Source organism: Halothiobacillus diazotrophicus (assembly GCF_001663815.1).
Taxonomy (GTDB): Bacteria; Pseudomonadota; Gammaproteobacteria; order Halothiobacillales; family Halothiobacillaceae; genus Halothiobacillus; species Halothiobacillus diazotrophicus.
Genome location: NZ_CP016027.1, coordinates 2,731,205 through 2,757,435, shown reverse-complemented (window position 1 = coordinate 2,757,435; position 26,231 = coordinate 2,731,205). Strand labels below are relative to the sequence as shown.

General features: G+C 62.7%; 28 protein-coding genes. 6 read left to right on the top strand and 22 right to left on the bottom strand.

Going from position 1 to position 26,231, the window contains the following annotated elements:
- Positions 1-198: 198 nt before the first annotated feature.
- The 3 genes from A9404_RS12305 to A9404_RS12295 form a co-directional block, all read right to left on the bottom strand.
- The gene (locus tag A9404_RS12305) at positions 199-642 is read right to left on the bottom strand and encodes a hypothetical protein (protein WP_066102131.1); all 444 of its coding nucleotides are present in this window, start codon (positions 640-642) and stop codon (positions 199-201) included.
- Between the two features lie 2,247 nt (positions 643-2,889).
- Positions 2,890-3,369 (bottom strand): GNAT family N-acetyltransferase, encoded by a 480-nt coding sequence (locus tag A9404_RS12300; protein ID WP_066103388.1) that lies wholly within the window; start codon positions 3,367-3,369, stop codon positions 2,890-2,892.
- 93 nt (positions 3,370-3,462) lie between these two features.
- Entirely contained in the window at positions 3,463-4,314 is an 852-nt protein-coding gene (locus A9404_RS12295; RefSeq protein ID WP_066102128.1) for a TIR domain-containing protein, read from the bottom strand.
- Between the two features lie 150 nt (positions 4,315-4,464).
- On the opposite strand from A9404_RS12295, the gene A9404_RS12290 reads away from it, so the two are divergent.
- The gene (locus A9404_RS12290; protein ID WP_066102124.1) at positions 4,465-5,436 is read left to right on the top strand and encodes an integron integrase; all 972 of its coding nucleotides are present in this window, start codon (positions 4,465-4,467) and stop codon (positions 5,434-5,436) included.
- 12 nt (positions 5,437-5,448) lie between these two features.
- Here A9404_RS12290 and A9404_RS12285 read toward each other — a convergent pair whose 3' ends face one another.
- From A9404_RS12285 to A9404_RS12235, 11 genes are all read right to left on the bottom strand, one after another.
- Entirely contained in the window at positions 5,449-5,835 is a 387-nt protein-coding gene (locus tag A9404_RS12285; protein WP_066102121.1) for a VOC family protein, read from the bottom strand.
- A 22-nt stretch (positions 5,836-5,857) separates the two neighbouring features.
- On the bottom strand, positions 5,858-6,289 hold the full coding sequence (locus A9404_RS12280; RefSeq protein ID WP_066103385.1) for a hypothetical protein: 432 nt from the start codon (positions 6,287-6,289) through the stop codon (positions 5,858-5,860).
- Positions 6,290-6,339: 50 nt separating this feature from the next.
- Positions 6,340-7,119: a PhzF family phenazine biosynthesis protein gene (locus A9404_RS12275; protein ID WP_066102118.1), complete on the bottom strand. Its 780-nt coding sequence runs from the start codon at positions 7,117-7,119 to the stop codon at positions 6,340-6,342.
- Positions 7,120-7,253: 134 nt separating this feature from the next.
- On the bottom strand, positions 7,254-8,243 hold the full coding sequence (locus A9404_RS12270; RefSeq protein ID WP_066102115.1) for a GGDEF domain-containing protein: 990 nt from the start codon (positions 8,241-8,243) through the stop codon (positions 7,254-7,256).
- A gap of 243 nt (positions 8,244-8,486) precedes the next feature.
- On the bottom strand, positions 8,487-8,708 hold the full coding sequence (locus A9404_RS12265) for a hypothetical protein (RefSeq protein ID WP_066102112.1): 222 nt from the start codon (positions 8,706-8,708) through the stop codon (positions 8,487-8,489).
- Positions 8,709-8,879: 171 nt separating this feature from the next.
- Positions 8,880-9,500, bottom strand: coding sequence for a glutathione S-transferase family protein (locus tag A9404_RS12260; protein WP_066102109.1), 621 nt, complete (start codon positions 9,498-9,500; stop codon positions 8,880-8,882).
- Between the two features lie 11 nt (positions 9,501-9,511).
- On the bottom strand, positions 9,512-9,703 hold the full coding sequence (locus A9404_RS12255) for a PCP reductase family protein (RefSeq protein ID WP_082922963.1): 192 nt from the start codon (positions 9,701-9,703) through the stop codon (positions 9,512-9,514).
- Positions 9,704-9,907: 204 nt separating this feature from the next.
- Positions 9,908-11,242, bottom strand: a complete 1,335-nt coding sequence (locus A9404_RS12250; protein ID WP_066102106.1) for a sensor domain-containing protein — start codon at positions 11,240-11,242, stop codon at positions 9,908-9,910.
- A 96-nt stretch (positions 11,243-11,338) separates the two neighbouring features.
- On the bottom strand, positions 11,339-12,097 hold the full coding sequence (locus tag A9404_RS12245) for a glycosyltransferase family 2 protein (RefSeq protein WP_066102103.1): 759 nt from the start codon (positions 12,095-12,097) through the stop codon (positions 11,339-11,341).
- A complete protein-coding gene (locus tag A9404_RS12240) occupies positions 12,094-12,939 on the bottom strand; it encodes a lysophospholipid acyltransferase family protein (RefSeq protein WP_231880916.1) in 846 nt (281 codons plus the stop codon). Before A9404_RS12240 ends, A9404_RS12245 begins: the two co-directional genes overlap by 4 nt.
- Positions 12,936-14,252: an NAD(P)/FAD-dependent oxidoreductase gene (locus A9404_RS12235; protein WP_066102098.1), complete on the bottom strand. Its 1,317-nt coding sequence runs from the start codon at positions 14,250-14,252 to the stop codon at positions 12,936-12,938. The genes A9404_RS12240 and A9404_RS12235 overlap by 4 nt, the downstream gene beginning before the upstream one ends.
- A gap of 302 nt (positions 14,253-14,554) precedes the next feature.
- On the opposite strand from A9404_RS12235, the gene A9404_RS12230 reads away from it, so the two are divergent.
- The 5 genes from A9404_RS12230 (at position 14,555) to A9404_RS12210 (ending at position 19,042) form a co-directional block, all read left to right on the top strand.
- Entirely contained in the window at positions 14,555-15,334 is a 780-nt protein-coding gene (locus A9404_RS12230) for a phosphatase PAP2 family protein (protein WP_082922962.1), read from the top strand.
- Positions 15,335-15,403: 69 nt separating this feature from the next.
- Complete coding sequence (locus A9404_RS12225; RefSeq protein ID WP_066103376.1) at positions 15,404-16,648, top strand: beta-ketoacyl-[acyl-carrier-protein] synthase family protein; 1,245 nt, start codon at positions 15,404-15,406, stop codon at positions 16,646-16,648.
- Entirely contained in the window at positions 16,645-17,502 is an 858-nt protein-coding gene (locus A9404_RS12220) for a beta-ketoacyl synthase chain length factor (RefSeq protein WP_066102095.1), read from the top strand. The genes A9404_RS12225 and A9404_RS12220 overlap by 4 nt, the downstream gene beginning before the upstream one ends.
- Complete coding sequence (fabG, locus tag A9404_RS12215) at positions 17,499-18,221, top strand: 3-oxoacyl-ACP reductase FabG (protein ID WP_066102092.1); 723 nt, start codon at positions 17,499-17,501, stop codon at positions 18,219-18,221. Before A9404_RS12220 ends, fabG begins: the two co-directional genes overlap by 4 nt.
- On the top strand, positions 18,221-19,042 hold the full coding sequence (locus A9404_RS12210) for a polysaccharide deacetylase family protein (protein WP_066102089.1): 822 nt from the start codon (positions 18,221-18,223) through the stop codon (positions 19,040-19,042). Before fabG ends, A9404_RS12210 begins: the two co-directional genes overlap by 1 nt.
- Positions 19,043-19,070: 28 nt before the next feature.
- Here A9404_RS12210 and A9404_RS12205 read toward each other — a convergent pair whose 3' ends face one another.
- Genes A9404_RS12205 through A9404_RS12170 form a run of 8 tightly spaced genes read right to left on the bottom strand, consistent with a single transcriptional unit; the run spans position 19,071 to position 26,212 of the window.
- Positions 19,071-19,520, bottom strand: a complete 450-nt coding sequence (locus A9404_RS12205) for a 3-hydroxylacyl-ACP dehydratase (RefSeq protein ID WP_066102087.1) — start codon at positions 19,518-19,520, stop codon at positions 19,071-19,073.
- A complete protein-coding gene (locus A9404_RS12200) occupies positions 19,520-21,928 on the bottom strand; it encodes an MMPL family transporter (RefSeq protein WP_066102084.1) in 2,409 nt (802 codons plus the stop codon). Before A9404_RS12200 ends, A9404_RS12205 begins: the two co-directional genes overlap by 1 nt.
- Entirely contained in the window at positions 21,928-22,548 is a 621-nt protein-coding gene (locus A9404_RS12195) for a LolA family protein (RefSeq protein WP_082922961.1), read from the bottom strand. The genes A9404_RS12200 and A9404_RS12195 overlap by 1 nt, the downstream gene beginning before the upstream one ends.
- Positions 22,545-23,474, bottom strand: coding sequence for an LpxL/LpxP family acyltransferase (locus A9404_RS12190; protein ID WP_066102081.1), 930 nt, complete (start codon positions 23,472-23,474; stop codon positions 22,545-22,547). The genes A9404_RS12195 and A9404_RS12190 overlap by 4 nt, the downstream gene beginning before the upstream one ends.
- Entirely contained in the window at positions 23,471-23,824 is a 354-nt protein-coding gene (locus A9404_RS12185; protein WP_066102078.1) for a hypothetical protein, read from the bottom strand. The genes A9404_RS12190 and A9404_RS12185 overlap by 4 nt, the downstream gene beginning before the upstream one ends.
- Positions 23,821-25,230 carry an AMP-binding protein gene (locus A9404_RS12180; protein WP_197490355.1) on the bottom strand — a complete coding sequence of 470 codons (1,410 nt, stop codon included), beginning with the start codon at positions 25,228-25,230 and terminating at the stop codon, positions 23,821-23,823. Before A9404_RS12180 ends, A9404_RS12185 begins: the two co-directional genes overlap by 4 nt.
- Positions 25,227-25,934, bottom strand: coding sequence for a COG4648 family protein (locus A9404_RS12175; RefSeq protein ID WP_066102072.1), 708 nt, complete (start codon positions 25,932-25,934; stop codon positions 25,227-25,229). The genes A9404_RS12180 and A9404_RS12175 overlap by 4 nt, the downstream gene beginning before the upstream one ends.
- The gene (locus A9404_RS12170) at positions 25,931-26,212 is read right to left on the bottom strand and encodes a phosphopantetheine-binding protein (RefSeq protein ID WP_066102069.1); all 282 of its coding nucleotides are present in this window, start codon (positions 26,210-26,212) and stop codon (positions 25,931-25,933) included. The genes A9404_RS12175 and A9404_RS12170 overlap by 4 nt, the downstream gene beginning before the upstream one ends.
- Positions 26,213-26,231 lie beyond the last annotated feature (19 nt).

Here is a 26,231-nt window from a genome sequence, read left to right as displayed (position 1 = left end):
GATACCCTTGCTTGCAACTATGCACCAAGCCCCAATGATGTGCGACCCGGGATTTGAATTGTGTGTTTGTGGCCAGATTGGGCTACCGAACTGCTGACAGAAAACACCAAGAATCGCCCGAGTGCCTAACGTTTAGCTTGAGGGGCGCGGAAACAGGCGGCGAAGCCGGCTGTTGGAGCGTCCCACTCGAAGCGTTTGTTAGCCCGCGGTGAGGTCATCGAACCACAGATACCCACGAAATTTGTTCGCTTCTTCATGAATGGCAACATACAACAGTTTCGCCTCCTCTTGGATGGCCTCCAGCCGTTCTTGCAATTCAAGTGCGGTCGAATGAGATAACTCGCCCTCGTAGTCGAGGCAATGTGTTATGCCCTTGTGACTGAGGAAGTTTCTCTCATCCTTGAACCTCCTGAGGTCAGTCACAAGCTTCTCGTTGTCGGACAGTTTCTTGAAAATCTCGATGAGCCGCTCCAATGAAGAGTCGGCATAGTCGTCGCCAGCCATCTTGAAGGGTATTTTTTCGCCAATGCACTTTTTTGCGAGCTCAAGAGCCTCAGTGATGTAGAGCTTAAGTTGTTGCTCGACGAGCTGGCAGCCCGACAGGGCGTGTGCAACTTTCAAGTAGAAGTCGTCTTCATCCATGGGGCTAACGCCTAAGCTAACCCGCCGCCGGAGCGCGAAGCGCGGAGGGAACCCAGCGGCGCAGCCGGTGGGCGGTCGGGTTGAGCGTGATGTTAGGCGCGGGATAATGGAATGACGATGAACGCATAACGCGCGGTACCTCCCTGTGGGTGACGGCCTTCCCTGCCACTATGCACCAAGCCCCGACGATACGCGACCCGGGATTTGAAGGGGGTGTTTGCAGCCAATTTGGGCTACCGAACTGATGACAGAGAACACCAAGAATCGCCCAAGTGCCTAACGCCTAAGCTAACCCGCCGCCGGAGCGCGGCGCGCGGAGGGAACCCAACGGCGCAGCCGGTGGGCGGTCGGGTTGAGCGTGATGTTAGGCGCGATGTAATGCAAAAACTGCGAACCCATGACCTGCGGTACCTCCCTGTAGACGACGCCCTTCCCTGCCACTATGCACCAAGCCCCAACGATGCGCGACCGGGAAATTGAAGGGCGTGTTTGCGGCCAGATTGGGCTACCGAACTGCTGACAGAGAACACCAAGAATCGCCCAAGTGCCTAACGCCTAAGCTAACCCGCCGCCGGAGCGCGGCGCGCGGAGGGAACCCAACGGCGCAGCCGGTGGGCGGTCGGGTTGGGCGTGATGTTAGGCGCGGGATGATGATAAGACTGCAAACGCATGATGTGCGGTACCTCCCTGTGGGCGACGCCCTTGCTTGCCACTATGCACCAAGCCAAAACGATGCGCGAGCCGGAATTTGGGATTTGTTTGCAGCCTGATGCGGCAGCCAGACTGCTGATAGAAGACGCCCCGAATTACCGTAGCGCATAACGCCTAAGCTAACCCGCCGCCGGAGCGCGGCGCGCGGAGGGTACCCAACGGCGCAGCCGGTGGGCGGTCGGGTTGAGCGTGATGTTAGGCGCGGGATGTTGAAAAGACGATGAACACATGCCGTGCGGTACCTCCCTGTGGGCGACGCCCTTGTTTGCCACTATGCACCAAGCCAAAACGATGCGCGAGCCGGAATTTGGGATTTGTTTGCAGCCTGATGCGGCAGCCAGACTGCTGATAGAAGACGCCCCGAATTACCGTAGTGCATAACGCCTAAGCTAACCCGCCGCCGGAGCGCGGCGCGCGGAGGGTACCCAACGGCGCAGCCGGTGGGCGGTCGGGTTGAGCGTGATGTTAGGCGCGGGATGTTGAAAAGACGATGAACACATGACGTGCGGTACCTCCCTGTGGGCGACGCCCTTGTTTGCCACTATGCACCAAGCCAAAACGATGCGCGAGCCGGAATTTGGGATTTGTTTGCAGCCTGATGCGGCAGCCAGACTGCTGATAGAAGACGCCCCGAATTACCGTAGTGCATAACGCCTAAGCTAACCCGCCGCCGGAGCGCAGCGCGCGGAGGGAACCCAGCGGCGCAGCCGGTGGGCGGTCGGGTTGAGCGTGATGTTAGGCGCGGGATGATGAAATGACGATGAACCCATGACCTGCGGTACCTCCCTGTGGGCGACGCCCATCCCTACCACTATGCACCAAGCCCCAACTGATGCGCGACCCGGAATTTGAAGGGCGTGTTTGCAGCCAGATTGGGCTACCGAACTGATGACAGAAAACACCAAGAACCTCCAGAGTGCCTAACGCCTAAGCTAACCCGCCGCCGGAGCGCGACGCGCGGAGGGAACCCATCGGCGCAGCCGGTGGGCGGTCGGGTTGAGCGTGATGTTAGGCGCGGGATGATGAAATGACGATGAAACCATGACGTGCGGAACCTCCCTGTGGGCGACGCCCTTGCTTGCCACTATGCACCAAGCCCAAATGATGCGCGACCCGGAATTTGAAGGGCGTGTTTGCGGCCAGATTGGGCTACCGAACTGATGACAGAAAACACCAAGAATCACCCGAGTGCCTAACGCCTAAGCTAACCCGCCGCCGTAGCGCGGCGCGCGGAGGGAACCCAGCGGCGTAGCCGGTGGGCGGTCGGGTTGAGCGTGATGTTAGGCACGATGTAATGCAAAAACTGCGAATGCATGACGTTCGGAACCTCCCTGTAAGCGACACTCTTGTTTGCCACAATGCACCAAGCCCCGACGATGCGCGAGCCGGATTTTGGGGTTTGTTTGCAGCCTGATTTGGCAGCCAGACTGCTGATAGAAGACGCCCCGAATTACCGTAGTGCATAACGTGCGAATTCAGCGGACGGCAAAAGCGCAGCTTTTGACGGTCCGCTGGAATGACTTGTTGGGCTGGGAATCACAAGGAAACCTTTAATTTACGACCACCAGTGATGGCAAACCCTTCGCGCTCATAGAAAGCCAATGTTCTATCGAATTGCGGCAATGGTGGGGTCGTAACCTCCAAACGCTGCCAGCCTCGCGACGCCCCAAAAATCTTGGCCTGAGAGAGCAAGCGTTGGCCCAGTGCGCTTGAACGGTGTGCAGGCCGAACATAGAGTTCTGGAACCGTGCCAAACGCACCTTCCGCGTATAACGCATAGCTTTCATAAAGTGCAATAAATCCGGTAGGCTCGTCATCTATGCCACGCGCAATGAAGACAAAGTATTTCTCTCGATTGATGAAGTCTGTGAGCCTCTCCGTTGTTTCGGTTAGATCAAAGTTAAAGGCCTGAATGCCGATGGTCGCCATGATTTCGCTCAGCAACTCACCGACCATCGTGGCAACCTCCGGCGCGTCGCTCACGGTTGCCCTTTGAATATTCAATTCGGTACTCATTTTTTTGTAGCCCAACGCCCATGTTTTGGGGCAGCCGGCGAAGCCGGGTGTCCCAGCCAGCCGATAGGCTGGCGACAAGAACTACTTGTTAGCTCATTCACCATATGCGGTTTTGATATCGATGTTGTTCTTGTGAATGTATTCGATTAGCCGCCTATAAGAATTGAGCAAAAACGGCCGGTTACCCCAGTTATTACCTTCATCTGAAACCCTAGGCTCGATAAACGAGCCCTGCTCACTAATGAAGTACTCACTGTTCTCAAGGCAACCTTTTGTGTGCTCCCAGTCGTCTTCAAAGATCACGCGGTAGCTAACCAAGAAGTTGGATATTCGTTTATTTAGCTCATCGTGGAGCTTGAAGCCGCCCGACTTCTGTATGGCCAAGGCGCGTGAAAGCTCTAATACCTCTTCTAAAACTTCTCTGTCAGATCGGATGTCTGCATCATGTGCATCACCAACCTCACCAGCCTTCATTGCTGCTGTGACTTTGGCGTCTAACTCAGGCCAAAACTTTTCAAACACATTATTAAGAACAGATTCTTCAAGGGTGTGTTCTTTGTTTGCCTTGTTGATATCGAGCACCAACTTTTTGATGTCCGATTTCTCGAATAAGGTTGTTTGGAATTGCGTTAGAGGCCCGTTGATGTCGGAATTCTCAAGGCCAATCAGTATAGGGCAAACCAATGAGTGTTCGACGCGCTTGGAAATAGCCCCCGCTTCAAACATTAACCACTGACTACTGAGGTTTTCCTTCGTTACGCAGAAGATCCCCGCCATCGAATCATCCAGTTCATTTGCGATATCGGATGACCATCGAGTGCCTTTCTCGATGTCACTGGGAGTGAAATATGGCTTCACGGTTTGAAGCACCTGAGGCAGCCATTCGCGGATTGCCTCGGCTACTTTCTTGCTCGTTTCACCTGACCAACTGATGAAGACTTTCATCCGGTTTCCTTTGGGTTTCGTTTCTTGAGCTAACAAGCAATATACACCTTAACAGGTGTATATTTCGGTAAGGGGTAGGTGTATAACATGGTCGTCACATCTGTATCCATATGTTTTAATTGATCCTTGGAAAAATAGAGGGCTTCATGGATGGAAGCAAACACACCTCCGCCGAAATTGCTGGATCAGGTGCGTGATCTGATTCGGGTCAAGCATTACAGTATCCGCACGGAAACTCAATACCTTCAATGGATTAGGCGATTCATTCTCTTCCACGGCAAGCGGCACCCTCGGGAAATGGGGGCGCCGGAGGTCGAAGCGTTTCTCACTCATCTGGCGGTTTCCCGCGATGTGGCTGCGGCCACGCAGAATCAGGCATTGTCCGCCTTGCTGTTTTTATACCGTGAGGTGCTGGGCATCGATTTGCCCTGGCTGGACAATGTGACCCGCGCCAAGCGGCCCCAGCGTTTGCCTGTGGTGCTCACCCGGGAAGAAGTGATGGCGATTCTGCATCGCATGTCGGGCACTTATGGGCTGATGACATCCATGCTCTACGGTACCGGCATGCGCCTGATGGAGTGCGTGCGCCTGCGTGTGAAGGATGTGGATTTCGCCCGGGGTGAAATCATTATCCGTGACGGCAAGGGGGCGAAGGATCGGGTGACGATGCTGCCGGAATCCCTGGTGCCGGCCCTGCGCGATCATCTCCAAAAACGCCGAGCGCTGTTCGATGACGATTTGGCTGCGGGCAAGGCTCGGGTGTATCTGCCTCATGCCCTGGCGATCAAGTATCCGAATGCGCCGACGGAATGGGGCTGGCAGTATGTTTTTCCTGCCGGGGGATTCTCGATCGATCCCCGCAGCGGCGCGGAACAGCGCCATCATCTGGATGAGAAGTTGTTGCAGCGCGCCATGAAAAAGGCGGTTCATGCCTCTGGCATCGTGAAGCCCGCCACGCCACACACCCTGCGCCATTCGTTTGCCACCCATCTGCTCGAACGCGGTCAGGATATTCGCACCATCCAGGCCTTGCTCGGCCACAAGGATGTAGCGACCACTATGATCTACACCCATGTGCTGAACAAGGGCGGGCGGGGTGTGGTCAGTCCGCTGGATTCGTAATCGCCGGCTTCGTCAATCTGAAAGTCGATTCGCGATTTCGATGAGATTTCCATCCGGATCGCGAATATAGACCGACAAAATCGGTCCCTGGGCGCCTGTGCGTTGCACTGGCCCTTCGATCACCACCACGCCGCAGGCATTCAGGTGGCCGATCACGTCCGGCAATGGCTGGCTGGTCAGGAAACACAGATCGGCCGAGCCGGGTGTGGGGCGGTCGGCCTTGGGTTCGAATTCCCGGCCCTGCTGATGCAGGTTGATTTTCTGGCTGCCGAAGGTGAGCGCCTGCCGCCCGGCACCGAAGGTGACGACGCCCATGCCCAGCACGCGGGTATAGAAAGCCACGGTGGCGTCGATGTCGGCCACGGTGAGGACGAGATGATCCAGGCTGTCGATGTGCATGAGCGCTCCTTGAACGACGCGGTTAAGTTGAACCGGTGCGAACCCCCAGGGACCATTTTGGTCGCATACGCCCAAAATCCGTTCGAACGTGGGTTTTTAGGGCTTTCTTGGAGTCCAGCACATAAGCGGCAACGCCCGAGCGGATGAATACCACCCAATGCCAATACGGTTTACCTTTCTCAAGGTGCCATTTGAGCGACAGCAGCGCCAGATCCGGCAGTTGTGCCCAACCGGCAAACGGTGTGGGTTCGTCGTCGGCGACATAGCCGAACGCGGCCAGCAGTCGGCGAACGGATGCGGTGCTTGACCAGAGCGTCGAATCATCGGCATGAATCCCCAGGCCGTGGGCAACGAGGCGCGCTTCGGCATAGGTGGTGCCTGCAATGACGGCGACGGCGGCGATTCCGCAGCCGGTGACCTCCTCCTGGATCACGGGTTGCCGAGGTTGTTTCAAGGCGCAGGGCTCTGAAGACCGCCCGCAGTACAACCTGGAATCGATACCCATCAGACGCGAATGCTGCCTTCGAGGTACAGCACCGCCGAACCGACGAGCGTGACCCGATCCCCCCGGACATGGCAGCTGATCTCCCCCACCCGTGGGGAGATCTGCCGCGCTTCGAGGTCGGTCTTGCCGAGTCGTTCGGCCCAGTACGGTGCCAGCGTGCAGTGGGCGGAGCCGGTCACGGGGTCTTCGAGGATGCCGTATTTGGGCGCAAAGAAGCGGCTGACGAAATCCACCGTGTCGCCCGGCGCGGTGACCATCACGCCACGGCGGTCCAGCTGCGCAAGAAGATTCTGATCGGGCTTGATGGCACGGATGGTCGCCTCATCGTCGTACACGGCGAGATAGTCGGAAGCGACCAGCAGGGCCCGGGGCGGTTGTCCCAGGCCCAGGATCAGAGTCTCGATCAGTGGACAGGGCTCGGGCGGGTCGGCGGGGAAATCCATAACCAGGCGATCGCCCTGCTTTTCGACGAACAGGGGGCCGCTACGCGTCTCGAAGCGGATCACCGGCTGGTCATACCCCAGCATGTCGAACAGGACGTAGGCGGTAGCCAGGGTGGCATGGCCACAGAGATCCACCTCGCGCACCGGGGTGAACCAGCGCAGCTCGAACCCGGACGCTGACGGGACGAAGAACGCGGTCTCGGACAGATTGTTTTCGTTGGCGATGGCCTGGAGCATGTCTTCCGGCAGCCAGTTGTCCAAAGGCACCACGGCCGCCGGATTGCCGCCGAATGGCCGGCTGGTGAACGCATCGACCTGATAGAGCTTGAGCATCATCGAATCTTCCCTCCTGGTGGAGGCCCATGGTACCGGTTCGCGCATCGAAGGCGTTCTAAATTCCTGTCCGGTACCCATGCTTCGTGCTGCCCAGCGGCGTGGAGCTAGGTGCTCATCCCTTGCGTGTCGTCATTTCAGCCCGATTGGCTACTGGCATGATCGTCCCGTTTTCTGGCGCGCTTTTCGGCGTACATGTGCGTATCCGCACGACAGAGCAACGACTCGATGGTTTCGCTGCTGTTCGGATCGAAAGGGACGTAACCCACCGAATAGCGCAGATCGTAGCCGCGGTTCGCGGTGGCATTGTAGTCCTCAACCGCCTCACGGAATCGCGTCAGCACTGCATCGATCGCCGTCTGGTCGACATCGCTCATCAGGACGACGAATTCGTCGCCGCCCAGGCGGGCAAACACGTCGGAGACCCGGAAGATATGCCGCATGATGTCGGCGAAGGCCTTCAGGGCGAGGTCCCCCTCGGCGTGCCCGAAACGGTCATTGATCTCCTTGAAGCCGTTGAGATCGATACTCATCAGGGTGGCGGGCATCTGCATCCGTCGGCAGAGGTTGAGCGATTGCTGCGCCAGCGACATGAAGCCGCGCCGATTGGAGATGAGCGTCAGTTCATCCAGGGTGGATAATTGAAGCGCGGCGATTTCTCGCTCGACCATGCCGGCCAGATCCTGCAGGAGCGCACGGTCCTCCGCATCGAATCGGCGCGGTTCGTGATCGATGATGCAGAGGGTACCGAGTTTGCTGCCGTTCAGCGCCGACAGGGGGCAACCGGCGTAAAAGCGGATATAGGGATCGTCCGCGACCAGGGGATTGTCGACGAAACGATCGTCGGCCAGCGCATCGTGCACGACCATGACGTCGTCATCCAGCAACGCATGCCCACAAAACGAGACCTCTCGCGGGGTTTCACGAACTTCGAGACCCATGCTGGACTTGAACCACTGCCGATCGCTATCCACCAGCGACACCAGGGAAATCGGCACGTTGAACAGGCGCCGGGCCAGCCGCGCCAATCGGTCGAACCGCTCTTCGGGCGGGGTATCGAGCAGATTGAGGGAACGGAGGGTATCGAGCCGAAGTCGTTCGTCGGTGGGAATCGGTGGGGGTTTCATCTCGGCATATCCATCATGTATTCCTTAAGGGCTGGCGAGACATTGCGCGGGGAGTCGGTCTCCCTGACACGCGGGCACGAACCGTTAACCCGAACTCTGAAGCCGGCAGGATAGTAATCCCGTATCCGGGCGCGCGGAAGTGCAATAGATCCTCGGCGAGTGTCAGGCTGAATACGCAACGATCCATCCCCGTTAGCGGGGCGTGAATCCTGATCGGGTTCCACGCGCGCAGGACATCGGATATCAGGACTTCTTGCTGCCATAGAGCAGTATCAGACCACCGGCAACGATTGCCCCAATCCCGGCCCAGACCGGAATGTTCACCGTTTGCTTGTCCTTGACCGACAATTCGATGGGCCCGATCTTCGCGTCATGACTTTCCTTGGTGTAGCTGAAGCTGCCATAACCCAGCCCCAGGGCCCCGGCCACGATCAGGGCGATTGCTGCAAGACGAAGTGCATTCATGCGCTATCTCCTCAATGAAATCTCCGTTTATTCGACGCAATGGCGCGCCGAGGTGCACCATGAAGATAGCAAAAGTTTCCCGAAGGCTCCTGCCCGGGGAACGCATCAAAACCATGGGAATGACAAGGAGGTAGCGAGGATTGGGGATCGGGGACGATGCCGCGATGCGCGTCAGCCGACGCGATAACCCTCTTCCATGAGCACGCGGCGAACCGCCGGTCGGGAGAGCATGGCGCGGTAGTGCCGCGCGCAGGCTTCGGGCATCGGAATGCCGAGGTGATCGGCCCAGAACTCGGTATAGAACAGGGCCGCATCGGCGATGGAAAACCGGCCGACCACGGTGCTCGCCTCGCCGAGTTGCCCGGCGATGACGGCGAATCCGGCCGTGACGATATCCTGCCCGCGTTGCCGGACGGCTTCGTGCTCGTCGGGATTCGCGGTGAAGACCTCGGTGGTGAAGATCCGGGCAAAGCCCTGCATGTGGAGGGTACTCACCACGAAGTCCATCGTTTCGAGGATGCGGACCTCGTCGTCGAGATTGTCGGACAGGAGCCCCGCCTTGGGGTAGCGGCGCGCCAGCCAGTAGGCGATGGCGGGAAACTCGGTGATCGCCCGGCCCGAATCGTCCACCAGCAGCGGGATGGTCGCCTTGGGATTGAGCGCGAGAAATTCCGGCTTCTTGTGGTCGCCGGCCAGCAGATCGACCCGGTAGACTTCGAACAGCAGATCGAGCTCTTCCAGGAGGATGTGGATGCCCGTCGTGCAGGAACCGGGCGTCATGTAGAACTTCATGGCGGGGGCCGTCAGCCCATCAGCTTCGCCTTGTTCGCATCCATGAATTCGACGGTGACCTTGGTTTCGCCCGCCGCCTGGGCGGCCTTCTCGATCTTGCTCTTGGCCATACCGCGTACGAAGCCGGGAATGGCTTCCAGACGCTTGAGCGCGGCTTCGTCCCAGATCATGGCGGCGGGGGCGGCAGAGGATTCGTTCGACATGGTGTTCTCCTGAGTGATGACCCGAATTCGGGCGGGCGGACGCGATACATTCGCTGGAAACGCATCCACTCAGGAAAGCAAGACATGCGCCATCAACCCATGTCATTGATACTAAATAATTAAATACGAAGAACCCCGAAAACGGGTCGCGCATTGTCGGGCGAATTGTCGGGAAACAAACAAAACCCAGGACGCGAACGCGCGTCAGGCCCGCCAGCGCGACTTTTCAGCATACATTTCGGCATCGGCATGCTGAATCAGCTGTGTACGCGTCTGCCCATGCTCCGGATATAAGGCTGACCCAATACTGGCAGAAACCTTGAGCGCGTGACCGCCTATTTCACCGCCTATTTCATAGGGTTCGTCGATCACGCTGCGGATCTTTTCCACGATTGCGGCAACGGCGGTCGTCGAGTGAACCCGGGTCAGCAACACGGTAAATTCATCACCGCCCATCCGGGCGATGGTGTCGGATTCGCGCAGTGCCTGCGTCAAGCGGGTGGCTACCGATTGCAGCAACTGATCGCCCACGTCATGACCAAACCTATCGTTGACCTGCTTGAAACCATTCAAATCCAGATACAACAACGCCAGGTAGGTCCCCTCTCGAAGGGCAGCCGACAGAGCCCGATCAAACCTGTCCTGGAACAATACCCGGTTGGGCAAATCGGTCAGGGCATCGTGCCCGGCCATATGACGCAACTGGCCCTCCGTACGCTTGCGCATGATTGCACTGGCCACCTGGTCAGACACGAACTGGAGCAACGCCTGATCCTCCGCGGACAACCGCACGTCGGATACCGCACTACGAATTACAAGCGCCCCCATGATGCCGCCCTGGAAGGTCAGCGGAACCCCAAGCCAGTTGGGGCCGGCACTCCCGGCAATGTGTTCTTGATCCGCGGGTCGTCCGGCCGTCGTCAGGAGCGGCTTGCCCGAACGAATGACCTGCGCCAGACCCGGATCGTCGCTCAGTTCTTGCTGGGTGGATTTTTCCGTGCCCCCATCCTCAAGAGAGGGGAAATGCACGGTGTCTGACGTCTCATCGTAAAGCGCCACACGGAAATGATTCCCTGGCAACAATTCGCTGATTATCTGGTGAATTTGCAGATACAGCTCGGGCAAATCCACCGCGGCATGCGTGGCTTCCGAGATGCGATACATTGCCCGCTGCTGACGCTCGGCCCGCTTGATTTCCGTGATGTCGCGCGCGACGGCCAGACGAAGCTGGTCGTCTTCGGACCAACGCGCCGACCACATGATGTCCACCACCCGACCATCCTTGCGGACATATCGGTTCTCGAAATGCACCTGAAGATGACCGGACATGACGCGCTGCGCTGCTTCGAGGGTCCGGTCGCGATCCGCCACATAGACGAGTTCGATCATGTTTCGGCCGATCAACTCTTCGGGCGTGTAGCCGAAAATCCGCTCGCAGGCGGAACTGACGAAGACAAATCGACCTTGCGGATCGACGACGCATACGGCATCGACCAGAAGATCGAGGATTTTTGTCAGAAACAGAGGATCACGCTGCATCCCAGCTATTTTCGGTGAGTTTTCGGCCCTTTGCACGTGCGGCGATGACCGGAACGAACCGTACGCCGCCCGCACGCATTTTCCGATGCCTGTCCGTTAAACGAACTTGCGGACGATCAGCTGCGGCAAACGCCAGAGGAAACCGAGAAAAAGACGCGTGTGCATCCCCGTCAGCAGCAGGTTGTCCCGCAGGTAATTGAAGTGCGAGACCCCGCCCTCCTCGACGGTGAAATAACGGACCGGCGTGGGCAGGTTGACCGGGCGAACGCCGGCCCAGCACAGCCGCACCACCGCTTCGGGGTCGAAATCGAACCGGCGCATCCAGCGGGTACGTTCCATGATGCGACGCAGCGGGGCGATGGGGTACACGCGGAACCCGAACAGCGAATCGCCGATGCCCATCCACAGGGTTTCCAGATTCGCCCAGCCGTTGGACACCTTGCGCCCGTTGACGCGCAGGCGCGGCGCATCGGCATCAAATACGGGTTTGCCGAGAATCATCGCCTCGGGTTCCGCCTGGGAAGCGGCCATGAACGACGGAATCCGGTCTGCGGGATGCTGTCCGTCGGAATCCATGGTCAGCACATGGGTGAAACCCGCTGCCGACGCCTCGACAAGCCCCGCCAGGATGGCCGCCCCCTTCCCCCGATTTTCCGGCAGCACCAGCACCCGCAAATCCGGATCGGACTCGGCCAGCCGGGTCAACCCGGCTGCGGTGCCATCGGTGCTGCCATCCACCACGACCCAGACCGGTGCCCACCGGGCACGCGCGGCCTGCACGGTTTCGTACACCTTTTCGCCGGGGTTGAAGCTCGGGATGAGCACGAGATGACTGCGCGAGGCGATGGGGGTCATGACGAGGGGTTCCGGGAAAGATGGAGGCGCAATTCGTTTTCGATGCGTTCGGTGAGGGCGACGGTTTCCCGGCGGGAGGTCGGGCTGATTTCCGTCTGGGATTGCGTGCGGGGCTCCGCGCCCAGCGCAAAGACCGGCCCGAGCCGTACCGACCAGTACTGCGGCAGGCTCGGCTTGCGCCACAGGGGCCATCCCTTGCCGAGATACGGCAACGGATCGGGCGACTGGAACCGGATCAGCAGGCTCTGGATGGGGATGCCGGTCCGGCGGGCGATCAGCGCCGCACTGTTGTTCAGCGGATCGAGAGGGAAGTGCCTGGTCCGACTGCCTTCGGGGAAGATCAGAACGTGGGCGCCTTCGTCCAAGGCCTGGCCGGCCTGTAGCACCATTTCCAGAGGCCCATCGTTGGAGATATAACCGGCCAGTCGCGCCGCCGCGCCCAGCAACAGGTTGCGCATCAGGCTGGCCTTCATCACACAGACGACGTTCGGCAGGCGCGAGACGATGAGCACGACATCGAGCAGCGACGGATGATTGGCGATCAGGATGCGCGGCGGCAGATCACGCAGTTCGTCGATTTCGTCCAGATCGAAGCGGCTGGCGCAGAACAGGCGGAGAAAACCCAGATAGAGGCGGAATCCGACGGCGATCATCCGCTGGCCGAAACGCCGACCGAAGCCGCTCGGCAGGAGAAGCCGGAGCACCAGCGCAAACGGCAGCCAGATCAGGCAGAGCAGGCCCAGAAACGACAACCCGAGGCCCATGGCCACGTATTCGTAGGCGATCCAGCGTGTCGAGGTCGGGCGCGAGGAGGAAGCAGGCATGGGCAGGCGCGGACTCACGACGGCGCGCGCACGATCGTGCGGCGATTCTGCCAGGCACGGAACGTACGGCGCGGATGACGCAGGGAACTGAGGTAGTAGATGCCCTTGAGCAGCCACAGGGACGGCCATATCGGCGTCTTGCCGAAGATGTCCCCGGCCAGCAGGGACAGGAGCGCCTCCTTGACCCGGAAGATGTTGCGCGGCCCCATGAACAGGTCGCGCATCGTCGGGTTGGTCACCCGGTAGATGAACCACGAGAACTCGCGCGGGCCCAGGCGCATCATCCGGTCGAAGCGGCGCAGGGCCTTTGCGGCCTGCGCGGGCTGCTTCAGGCAGACGTCGATGGCCTCGGCAGCCAGAAATCCGCTCTGCATCGCCAGCAGCACGCCCGAGGAGAACACGGGATCGATGAAGGCATAGGCATCGCCCAGCAGCACGTAATTCTCGCCATGCGTCCGATCCGCGCTGTAGGCATAGTTGCCCGTGGCTTCCACGTCGCCCGCCGGCTCGGCATCCGCCATGCGATCGGCCAGCCCCGGGCACAGGGCGATGCTGTCGTGCAGGAACTCGCGCAGGCTGCGTTCCCCGCGGGTTTTCATGTGGTACGGCCAGGTCACCATCCCGATGCTGGTCACGCCGTCCGGCAGAGGAATGAACCAGAACCAGCCGTGATCGAACCAGAAGATCGAGATATTGCCCTCGGCCTGCCCCGGGTTGCGCCGCACGCCGCGATAGTGGCCGAAGACGGCCGCACTGTTGTGGCGGGGGTTGCGCTGCTTGAGCTGCATCCGGCTCGCGAGAAACGTGTCTCGCCCCGAGGCATCCACCACGAACCGGGCATGCCAACGGCGCACCGATCCGTCGTCGCCCTCGGCGGTGACCGCCGCACCCGCACCGTCCGGCAGGAAATCGACGGCGGTGACCTTGCAGCCCTCGAAGACCGCCGCACCCTTGCGTTCGGCATTGCGGATCAGGATTTCGTCGAACGCCGAACGACGCACCTGATAGGCCATGGGCTGGGACTTGTCCCAGGCGTCGGCGAATTCGAACATCTGCGTGTGGTCATGCCAGGGCGAAATGAACTCCGCCCCCCACTTTTCCATACCGATGGCGCGGATATCATCCCCCACGCCGAGTCGATCGAACAGGGGCATGTTGGCTGGCAGCAGCGATTCGCCGATATGGAAGCGCGGGTGATGGGCCTTCTCCAGCACGACCACCCGATAGCCGCGCGCCACCAGCAGCGGTGCGACGGTGGCACCGGCCGGCCCTCCGCCAATGACCAGCACGTCGCAGGATTTCAGGTTGTCCGCCGTGTCTTCCGTATTCATTTCGTCCCTCTCGACTGCTAATCCCAACTGACCATCCCCAAGCATCCGGCCAGCCATGTTAGCGACTTTTGTGCGCCATTGGGCATCCGTATCGATACGTCTCCGAGCGGCAAAGATTCCGGCGGATGTCGCGGGATCACATCCCCACCATTGGCAACCTCGGGTATTCACTGCCACAATCGCTCGGGTCCGGAACCGGATTCCGGTCACGTCAACACAGCATTACCCCAAGGTCATCCTGGCCCAGCCAGGGAATCGAGGGTCATCCTACGCGGCCCAACCAGGGAACTTCGGACACGAGCATGCCGAACACGAATCAATCTGGCCGTTCCGGCGAGAACGGCGATCAGGCCGAAACGGTGCTGGAACTGCCCACCGAGGCGCCGGATGTCCGGGCCGCCGCCTGGCCGGGGGAACTCTCCCGCCGGCTGCGCATCCTGGCGCCCATGAAGGCATTCGGCACCATGTTCTTCATGGTGCTGTTCTTCATGGCCTACCTGCAGTTACTGCACGATCCGGTCTTTGCCGTCACGACCATGCCCCTGACGCCGGTGGATCACTGGATCGGTTTCGAACCCGGCACCCTGATGTTCTACCTCAGTCTCTGGGTGTACGTTTCCCTGCCGCCCGCGCTTCTGCCGGACCGACGGATCCTGATCGGCTACGGCCTGGCGATCACGGCCCTGTGCGCCGTCGGCCTGCTGGTCTTCCTGTTTTTCCCCACGGCCGTGCCGACCCCGAACATCGACTGGGCGCGCTATCCCGACTTCCATCTGCTCAAGGGCGTGGACGGCGCCGGCAATGCCTGCCCTTCGCTGCATGTCGCCACCGCGGCATTCTCCGGCATCTGGCTCAGCCGGCTGTTCCGGGACATGCGCTGCCCCGGCGCCTTCCAGATCGTGAACACGCTCTGGTGCCTCGCCATCATCTACTCGACCATGGCGACGAAGCAGCACGTGTTCCTCGACGTGGTGGCCGGCGCCCTGCTCGGCATCATCGTCGCCCTGCTTTCTCTGGCCTGGTTGCGCCCCACGGAAAACACGGCAAGCGCAAACCCGCCGCCATCCCGCCGTGGCCAGTGACATTCGGCTAAGATATCTCGCTATGGACTATCTGAAATCTGCCCGGAGGGGCTCATGACCGCCGCCGCGATACGCCCGCTGTGGCTCACCGCCAGCACGATGACCAACGCCCTCGGACGGGGACGGGCAGCCACGCTCGCCGCGCTGGAAGCCCGCCGAACCGGTCTCGCGCCCTGCGACTTTCTCGATGTGGATCTGGATACCTGGGTCGGCCGCGTGGCGGGACTGGAGGATCTGCCGGTCATCGACGCCCTCGACGACTACGACTGCCGCAACAACCGGCTGGCCCAGCTGGCCCTGCGCCAGGATGGCTTCGAGGCGGCCGTCGCCGCAGCCCGGAGCCGCTACGGCGCAGACCGGGTCGCCGTGATCATGGGCACCAGTACTTCCGGCATCCTGCACACGGAACTGGCCTTTCGCGAACGCGATCCCGAGACGGGCGCCCTGCCCGCGCCCCTGCACTACCGGGAAACCCATGAACTGTCGTCCGTCGCCGAATTCACCCGCCGGTACCTCGGACTGACGGGGCCGACCCTGTCCATTTCCACCGCCTGTTCCTCCAGCGCCAAGGTGTTCGCCAGTGCCTGGCGCCTGATCGAGACCGGCCTGTGCGACGCGGCCGTGGTCGGCGGTGTGGACAGCCTCTGCCTGACGACCCTGTACGGTTTCGCTTCCCTGGAACTGGTCGCCCCCGGCCCCTGCCGACCTGCCGACGCCGAACGCGACGGCATTTCCATCGGCGAGGCGGCCGGCTTTGCGCTGCTCGAACGGCCGGATGCCCGATCCGAGCGCGGGTTGAACCCACCCGTTGAGGGCGAACGGCCCACCACCGCCCTGCTCGGCTACGGCGAAAGCGTCGATGCGCATCATATGTCCACCCCGCACCCCGAAGGACTCGGCGCCCGGCTCGCCATGCAGGCCGCCCTGGAACGGGCGGGGCTTGCCCCTTCGGCCATCGATTACATCAATCTCCACGGCACCGCATCGCGCACCAACGACAGCGCCGAGGACAAGGCGGTGAGCCAGCTGTTCGGCCACAGCGTGCCCTGCAGTTCCACCAAGGGCTGGACGGGCCACACCCTGGGCGCCGCCGGCATCACCGAAGCGCTTATCGCCAGCCTGTGCATCGAACACGGCCTGATCCCCGGCAGCCTGAACACCGAAACGGTGGACCCGGACTTCACCAGCGCGATCCAGCGGGACAATCGGCATCAGCCCGTGCACTACGTGTTGAGCAATTCCTTCGGCTTCGGCGGCAACAACGCGAGCCTGGTGTTCGGCCGGATCGCAGCGGCGGACGAGGTATCCGCATGAAGCTCTACGTCGACGGCATCGGCCTGTTCGCGCCCGGCCTGCATGGTTGGGCGGATCTGGCCGCCATCCTGCGCGGCGAACGCCGTTATGAGGGGGGCGAACTGCCCGCCTTCGACCACGCCGTGCTGCCTGCCACGGAGCGGCGGCGGGCCGGGAAATCCATCAAGCTCGCGGTCGATCTGGCCGGACAGGCCGTGCGTGCGGCAGGCATCGATCCGACCGAACCGGCGATCGTGTTCGCCTCGACGACGGGCGACACCGAGGTGCTCACGGACATCTGCGCCGCCCTGGCGACCGAGGACCGGATGATCTCGCCGATGCGCTTCCACAATTCCGTGCATAACGCGGCCTCCGGCTACTGGACGATTGCCGTCGGCTCGCGCCAACCCGCCAATGCCATCGCCCTGCACGAACGGACCGCGGCCGCCGGCCTGCTGGAAGCCGCCGTGCAGGTCGTCGCCGAGGGGATCCCGGTCTTGCTGGCCGTGTACGACATTCCCTTCCCGCCGCCGTTGAACGCCGCCGAACCGATCGCGACCGTGTTCGGCGCGAGCCTGCTGCTGCGCCCGGAACCGACGACGCACACCCTGGCCGAACTGACCATCGAACGGACAAAGGAGGACGGTGGCGCCGCAGATACGATGCACGACCCCGAACTCGAAACCCTGCGCCGTGGCGTGCCTGCCGCCCGCATCCTGCCGCTGCTGCAGGCGCTGGCCGGCGACAGCGGCACCACCGTGACGCTGGACTATCTGGCCGGTCAATGCGTGCGAATCGCCGTGATGCCTGTCCGGACCGCGGCCCATAACAACCCGAACAACCAGGCCAACCAGACGCCGGAGGCACAACCATGAAGCGCGCGCTCGTCACCGGCGGCAGCGGCGCCATCGGCAGTGCGATCTGCGAACAGTTGGCCGCCGACGGCCTGCACGTATTCGTTCATGCCAATCGGGGCCTCTACCGGGCCGAGGCGGTGGTGGCGCGCATCCGCGAACGGGGCGGTTCGGCCGAGGCACTCTGCTTCGACGTGGCCGATGCCGAGGCGACCGCCTGCACCCTGGAACGCCTGCTCACCGACGATCAGCCGATCCAGGTGCTGGTGAACAATGCCGGTATCCACGACGACGCGCCCCTGGCCGGCATGTCGCCGCAGCAATGGCAATCGGTGATCGACGTGTCACTCAACGGCTTCTACCACGTCACCCAGCCGCTCCTGCTGCCGATGATCCGCACCCGCTGGGGCCGCATCGTCAACGTCGCCTCGGTCGCGGGCCTCATGGGCAACCGCGGCCAGGTGAACTACTCGGCCGCCAAGGCCGGGCTGATCGGCGCCACCAGGGCACTGGCCCAGGAAGTCGCTTCGCGGGGGGTGCTCGTCAACGCCGTTGCGCCCGGCATCATCGAATCGCCGATGATCGAATCGGCCTTCCCGCCGGATCGCATCGCCCAGATCGTGCCCCTCAAGCGGGCCGGCACGCCGCAGGAAGTCGCTGATCTGGTGAGCTTCCTCGCCTCGGATCGCGCCGGATACATCACCGGGCAGGTGATCTCCGTGAACGGCGGGATGGCCTGATGCCCGAGGCCACCGACACCGAGCGGAGCACCGCTCGACCCAGCTCTGGACCCTGCGCTAACCCCCGGGCATTCATGCTGACCTTCGACGACGGCCCCGTCCCCGGCAAGACCGATGCCGTGCTCGAGACGCTGCGCCGCTATCGCGGGGAGGACGGCCAGCCCGTGCGGGCCGGCTTCTTCATGGTCGGGGATGCGCCCGAAGGATTCTGGGCCGGCCGCCGGCATTACGCCCCCTACGAAATCTGGATCCGCAAGGGCAGCATGCGCCGCCACCCGGACGTCGTGGCCCGTGTACGGGCGGCCGGGCACCTGATCGGCAACCACACCACCCACCACATCTGGCCGCGCTGGCCCTGGTACCGCTGGCCGATCCTGGGTGCCGAGCGACGGTTGGAAACAGAAATCCGGACCTGGGAAGCCCTCGCCGAGGCGACCGGACAATGGGATGCCGACACCGCACCCCGGCTGTTCCGCACGCCCTATCTTGCCGACACGCCGCTACTGACGCGGGTCGTCCACGCCCAGGGCTACCGGTCCGTCGGCGGGCAGACCGTCGGCGACGCCTCCCCCGAGCACGACCTCGAGGATGTACTCCGGCGGGTTCGCCAGATCATGGAAACCCCCCGCAACGCAACAGGAATCGGCGTCGAGGACGAATCACCGGAGATACCCGTCCCACCCAGGGTGCTGATCTTTCACGACATCCTGCCGCTGACCGTTACCCATTTGAGCGACGTCATCGATCATCTGCTGGCGCAAGGCTACGTGCTGCGGCATTTCGACCCCGACGCACTTCCTGACCCGGGTCAAATCCCATAACCCGAAATCCCCCGCACAAGGGTGGGGATCAGTCGGGTAGCCCTGCCTCCAGCATGACGGTCGCCTGACCGTCGAGCAGCAGACGCCCGCCGGCGGAGACGGAAAACGCATAACGCACGATCTGCGCATTGCCCATCAGCAGACGGGCCTCGATGGCGAGCGGCTCGGCGCAGGCATCCAGCGCATCGACGTGGAAGCTGATCTGCTGTACCCGCGTAAGATAGCCCTTCTTGGCCGCCGTTTCCCGGCGCGCGCGCAAGGCACCATGCACCGCCATGGCCTGGGCCGCATATTCGATGCCCGACGCCACACCCAATCGGCCATCCAGCCGCATGGGGTTGTCGGCTGCCCGGTGACTCGTGGCCAGACAATGGATCACCTCGGGTTGCCAGTCGACGACCTGATCGAGCAGGCACATCGCGCCGTCATGGGGAATCAGGGCCGCGATCTGTGCCCGGTCGAGCTTGGGGGGAACCATCAGAACGACTCCTTTTCGTCCGGCCCGACCGCCGCAGCGGGGCGTGCAAAGATCGCGGAAAGCACCAGGGCGAGCCAGGCGCCGGGCGCCACGGTGCTGCCGAAGGCCTGCAGGATCGGCAGTTGCGAGAAGGCCAGGGTACCGAAGGCGATCACGGTCGTCAGGTTGGCCAGCACCAGCGACGCCAGGGTCAGGGCATCGGGCGACGCCCCCCGGCTGAAGAACAACGCGTAATTCGAACCCACCGCCACGATCAGCAACAGACCCACCAGATGCAGCAGGGTCAGCCGCTCGCCCAGCAAGTTCAGGCCGGCCATCACCAGCACGATGGCGATCGCCAGGGGCGTGAGTACCTGGAACAGGCGCCGCGGCGAGCGCAGGGCAAGGGCAAGCAGGACGACGATGGCCGCCACGCCGAGCAGCGACAGCAGGATCGTGTTGTTCAGATAGCCGTCGTACAGGCGGTTGGACGCCCCCAGCATATCGACGAACAGGGCATCGGGCACCGGCGCCTTGGCCAGGGCCTGCGTCACCGCCGAGCGGACGACCGCTGCGTTGGCTTCGTCGCTGCCCGAATCCCCTGCAGACGCATCGGCCGGATGCTTCGACGGCAGCCGCAACGGCATCAACGCAAGCCACTGTCCGTTGCGCTGTTGCAGGAGGTTGTCCAGAGCCAGCCCGAACGAGCTGCCCTTGAGGGTTTCGGCCGTCAGCAGCAGTTGCTGTCGGGCCGTTTCGACGGCTGCAACGAACGGCGCCAGCTTGTCCGCATGAATCGGCAGGCCCTGCACCGCCTGATCCAGATTCGCCTTCAGGATCGCCGCATCCGGCAGGGCATGCAACCGAGCTTCCTGGGTCGCACGGCTCGGCAGGAAGCGGCTCGGGCTGTCGAAACCACCCAGCACCTGATCGTTCACGAGGGGCTGCAGGGCCCGGCCCGCGGTGGCGGCCTCCTGCAGTACCGCTTCGCGGCTGGCAGCGCGGATCACCACGAAGTAACGGGCATCCGGCGCGCCCATGTCGGCACTCAACTGGGCATCCACCTGCTTGGCGGCCTCGGGAATCGGACTCAGGCCGGACAACCCGCTCTGCCAGATCGTGTCGTGTCGCACGCCGAGCGCAACCAAGGCCGCCAGCGCCAGCAGGATCATGCCGGTACGCAGACGCGGCAACCAGAGCAGCAGCGGCAGCAGCCGCTCGCCGACGGCGCGCAGCGGGCGGACGTTCAGCGTCGGTTTCGGGCAGGCGGGCAGGACGAAGCGCGTCACGACCGCCGCCGTGATCAGTCCCGCCATGGAGTACAGCCCGATCTGCGCCAATCCCGGAAAACCCGACAGCAACAGGGCGGCAAAGCCGATCACGGAGGTCATCACGCCCAGGCGGATCGTCGCCCAGAAACGGGTTACGGCGGCCTGCGCCCCCTGACTCTGGATGAAGTAGTAGATGGAATAGTCGATGGCCTCGCCGATCAGGGTCGTGCCGAACCCGATCGTGATGCCATGCACGGTGCCGAACCCCAGACTGACCGTCGCGATCGCCACCGCCACGCCGGAAAGCACCGGCAGCATGCCCAGCAGCAGCATCGACACGGAGCGATACACGACGAGCAGCAACAGGAGAATGGCCACGCTGCTGATGATGCTGAACCGTTTGACCTCGCCCTTGATGGTCGCCCGCGATTCCACGGAAAACACTGGCGCGCCGGTCACGATCAAACGGGGGCGATCCTGCGCGGCCGGCTGCTGACCCGCAGGGACTCGAAGTCGGTCATAGGTCTGCCGGATGGTCGATACCGCCCGTTCCATCGCATCGGTATCCGACCCGTCGGCGCGGGTCTGGGCCATGAGCAGGCTGCGCTTTCCGTCGGGCGACACCCAGACGCCATCGGCCGTGCGCGGCCCCGAACCGGTACCCAAGCCGCGCAAAAGCGTGAGGAACTCGCCCGTGGGATCACGGGTCAGCAGATTCTTGGTGAGCAGGCCGAGGGGCGCGTTCAGCCGTTCGATGCTGTCCTGGATCGCCGCGTGCAGGCCAGCTGGCGTGAACCGCTCGGGCGTGACGGCAGGACTCAGCAGATAGCGATGATCGAACAGCAGGGCCTGGTCCTGCTTCAGGTAGGTGCCGTCGCCGTTGCGCACCATCGAGAACTGGCCGTCGACACGCAGCGCCTGCCCCAACGCCTGGGAAAGCCGGGCACGCTCGGCGGGGCTGCCGCCCTCGATACCCATCAGGATCATCCGCGAGAAACTGCCGCCCTTGATCTGGTCTACGAGGAAGGCCTGCTCCGCCGTGGGGTGCGCGGGCAGGAAGGCCGACATGTCGGCGGTAAACCGGGTCTGCAGGATGACCACCAGGCTGACCGCGAGCACGGCCAGCCACAGCAGGATCGGTCGAACCCTCAGGCGCATCAGGAGTGTGCCTTGGGCTTGATGGTCATGACGGAACGATCTCCGTCGGACTGGTCGTATTCCAGGGTACGCATGAAATGCCCCGAACCGGTCACGCTGATGCTGTCGATCAGGCTACCGATCCGGCCGCCCGACGGACGCAACACGAGCGTCCAATGATCCCGATCCCCGGTGAGCTGCAGACTGAAAAAACGCTTCAGCAGGGCCAGGTTGCCCGACAGAAGCCCCCGCAGGCTGTCGACATAGGCGGCCGCATCCGGATGCGCCGTCAGATCCAGCGTCTGGGTGTGCTGATCTTCGGTCACGCTCAGCGTCTGCCCCGACAGCGTCATCACGGCAGGTCGGGGCGAAACGGTCCGCTTTTCCAGGGTGTCGGGCGCCCGGTAGGTCAGGGTGCCCGAGGAGACGAGGGGCGTGTCCAGTACGCCGAGGTATTTCTCCTCGGTGTAATCGGCCTGACGAGGCTGATGAGCTGCGAGGCCCTGCATCAGGACGTCGATATTCCAGGGTTCATCGGCCTGGACACCGGCGGGGGCCAGCGTGCCAGCAACCAGGATCAGGGCCCACCCCAGCACGAACCCGCGCAGCCACGACCAGGCCATGACCGGACGCCCCGTCATGATTCTGCCCGCCCGGCGGCGTCATCCGACCAGAAGTCATAGAAATTGAACCAGTTTTCCGGCCAGCGCCGGCAATAGTCCGCCAGCAGGGTCACATAACGATCCTGTGCCGCGAGAATGGCCGTCGAGCGCTCGGCGCGCGGCAGATCCGTAAAATCCGCCAGCGGCTCGAAATGTACCGAGTAGCGATTGCCGCCCTCGTAGACCCCGGTCATGAAGATCACCGGACACCGTAGCAGGGCCGCCATGCGAAACGGTCCGAGGGCGAACGCGGCCGGGGCACCGAGAAAATCGCAGTGTCGCGTGGAATCCGCCCGCAAGGTGCGGTCGGCCAGCATCCCGACGAGATGCCCTTCGCGAATCCGCGCCTCGGCCGTGATCATCGATTCGACCTCGCCCAGGGGGATGATGTCGCTGACGGCCTGCGGATTGACGATCGCCAGGATCTCATTGATCTTTTGCGCATTTTCCGGATACATCAACATGCTGACGCGGAATCCGTCGTGCTGTCGACTCACCGCGCGGATGACCTCGAAACTGCCGAAGTGCGCCCCGATCAGGACCATACCCCGCCCCGGCGTCAGCAGGCCTCGATCGTGAACCGCGATGTCGAACAGGTCGAAGCGATCGTCCAGCAGATACACGCGATCGTGCACCGTGGTGGCGAAGGCATGCAGGTGCCGGAACAGGTCCCGCCAGCGCGGTTCCCGACCGCGAACGCGACGCAGGTATTCGCGGGAGGCGTCCCGTGCCTTGGGCACGAACAACAGGAAATAGGCGGTGATCCCCCACAGGATGAGGCGGCTGGCCGATCGACCGAGACGGCGCGACAGCCACAACATCAGGCGCATCACGAAGCGGTTGCCCCGCTCCGCACGCATCGCCCAGGCCGGCGTATCCAGCGGATCGACCGAGGGTTGGGTCATGTCGGCGCCCCTGTCGAGCCGAGGTCCCGCACAGACAGCGCTCCACTGGCCACCGACACATCGCCGACCCGGATATTGAAGCGATGGAGCGCTGAATCACCCGGGGCCTGCAACGTCAGATCGATCGCTTCCCCGGGACTCACCGGACGCAGGAACTTGGCCTGTTCGATCCGAAGATCGGTCGGCGAGACGGACAGGCGATGCGCCGCATGGCAGAGCACCATGTCCAGCAGCAGGGCACCGGGTACGATGGGCTGTGTCGGGAAATGACCCGCAAAGACCGGATGACCGTCCGGCAGGCAGCGGACGGCGGTGCGGTCCGGCACGTCTTGGGGGATGGCATCGCTCATGGTTTCAGTGACTCCCGATAACGGTCGAGCCGCGCCTGCAGCTGGGCGCGGGGCAACTTGCCCGTCTCATTGTACGGCAGTGCGTCCACCAGGATGAGCGGCCGTGGCAGAAAGACCGGATCGACCCGCAGCCGCAAGGCCGACAGTATCTCCGCACGCGTCCGCTCCGGGGCCACGACAAGGGCACATAATCGCGGAATCGCCTGATCCGGCAACGGGTCCGGCTGGAAGAACACGCCATCCGTCACCCCCGGGATTTCCTTCAGCTGGGCGGTCAATGCGCTCAATGCACTGCGCTTGCCCGCGATGTTCACCTGATCCGCCAGCCGACCCAGCAACCGGAAACGACCGTCGGACAGAACATCCAGTCGATCAGCCAGCCGGATGGGGACTTCGATGTGACCGCCCGATGCCCGAAACACGCCAGACTCGGTAGCGTCCGCCGCCTGATCGTCTGGCAGGGGATCGACCTCGAGCAGCACGCCCGGAAACAGGGTCCAATCGAGGGATTCGACGGGACGGCGCGTGGCGATCTGTCCGGTCTCCGTGCAGCCGTAGATCTCGCGCAGGGGCGCCGCCAACTGCCGCTCTGCCCGTTCGGCCAGCGCCCGATCCAGCGGTGCCGTCGCCAGCAGGAGATGCGCGATGGGCGGAATCGCAAGACCGCTATCCAGCAGCGACTGCAGATGAAAGGGTGTGGTCACCAGCATTCGCGGCTCGGGCATTTCGGCAAGCGCCGCCACGATATCCGCCGGATAGAACGGCCGCCCCGACCAGAGCGGACAACCGCCGAGCATGCAGAGCAGCACCGTCGATTCGAGACCGAACATGTGTTGCGGCGGCACCGTCCCGACGATCGATACGGCGCCGTCCAGGCCGAGGGCTGTCTGAGCGCCCCGCACGTTGCGCACCAGCTTGCCCCAGGTCTTGGCGTGCGGGACCGGGCGTCCGGTCGAACCGGAGGTGAAGACGAAGGCCACCTGCTGGGCGCCGGCAACGGCAGGGATCGCCTCTGCTGAGGACAACGCCGGAACCGCCGTCGGATAAGCCAGCTGTGGTGCCGGCAAGGTCCATTCCACCTGATCGTGCAGGCAGACCGTGTCCGGGAAGCATTCGAGCAGGTGCCGCAGGGTGTCGTCGGCATGGTTCGAAGGCAAGAGGCTGACGTTTCCCGACTGCGCGGCCGCCGCCAGACCAACCATGAACCGGTACCGGTCCTGGCAGAGATTCAGGACCGGCGCGGCTGTGGGCGGCCGATCAGGCTGAAGCCCGACCAGCAGATCTGCCAGATACTGCGCTTCGGCCAGGAAACGCCCGGCAGTGATGCGTTCGCCCGGCCGGTAGAGCATGACCCGATCCAGATCAGGGTAGTCGATCAGTGGGTACGCATCGGTCGCAACCATCATGCTTCCGTGCTCGACGCCCCGACTACTGCCTGCCGCCGGGTCCGCTCACGGTAGGCGCGGAAGGCGCTCAGCGGGCCCAGGTGATCCTCCGGTGGCAACACGCGCTTGCGAACCGCATATTCGACCACGAAAACCAGCACCACCAGCGGCAGGGTCAGCAGGTTGGCGAAAGCGGACCAGACGGCGACCGGAGCCAGGAAGAACAGGGTCGTCGACAGGATGACCATCGACAGGAAAAAACCCGTCCATACCTGGGTGATTCGGGTCGTGTACCAATGCAACAGGGGGTGCATGACCGGGTGCATCTGCCCGGCGAACGCAGTGCAAAGCGGTTCCCGTCCCCGCCGAAGGCTTTGGCCGAACCACAGACCGAGCAGCAGATTCACCGTGACGTTCTGGATGAAGTATATCCAGCGCACATGGTGCTCCAGGACCGGCAACGAGAGAAACGCCAGACCCGCCATGCCCAGCAAAACCAGGCAACAGGCCAGATTGCCGACGGTGGCCCGGATCATGCCAAGTACCACCACGGCCATGGGCAGCAGCGCGAGAACCACGGCCCAGGCCTGGACGCTGGCCTGACGGCTCAGATAATGCGCCATGCCCATATCCAGCGCGACCAGCAGGGCGATCACGATCGTGCGACGGACGGTGCGCGTAGTCTTCGGCCCGTCGTCCTCGTTCGGCGCGGGGCTCGGGTTCATTGCTGTCGGTTGGCGGCGACGTGCTGGGTCAGGTGGCGCAGAGACGAGAAGATACGCACGTTGTCCTCGTTATCGCTACGCAGGGGGAACCCGTACCGCTTGGAAATCACCATGGCGATTTCGAGAATGTCGATGGAATCCAGACCCAGGCCCTCGCCAAACAAGGGGGCATCCGGATCGATATCTCCGGCGGCCACCTCCAGATTCAGTGCCGACACGATCAGTTCGGCCACCTCGTGCATCAGCGGGAGATCGTCGTTCGGTGTTCCGGTGGTCATAAAACGCTGTCCTTGTGCC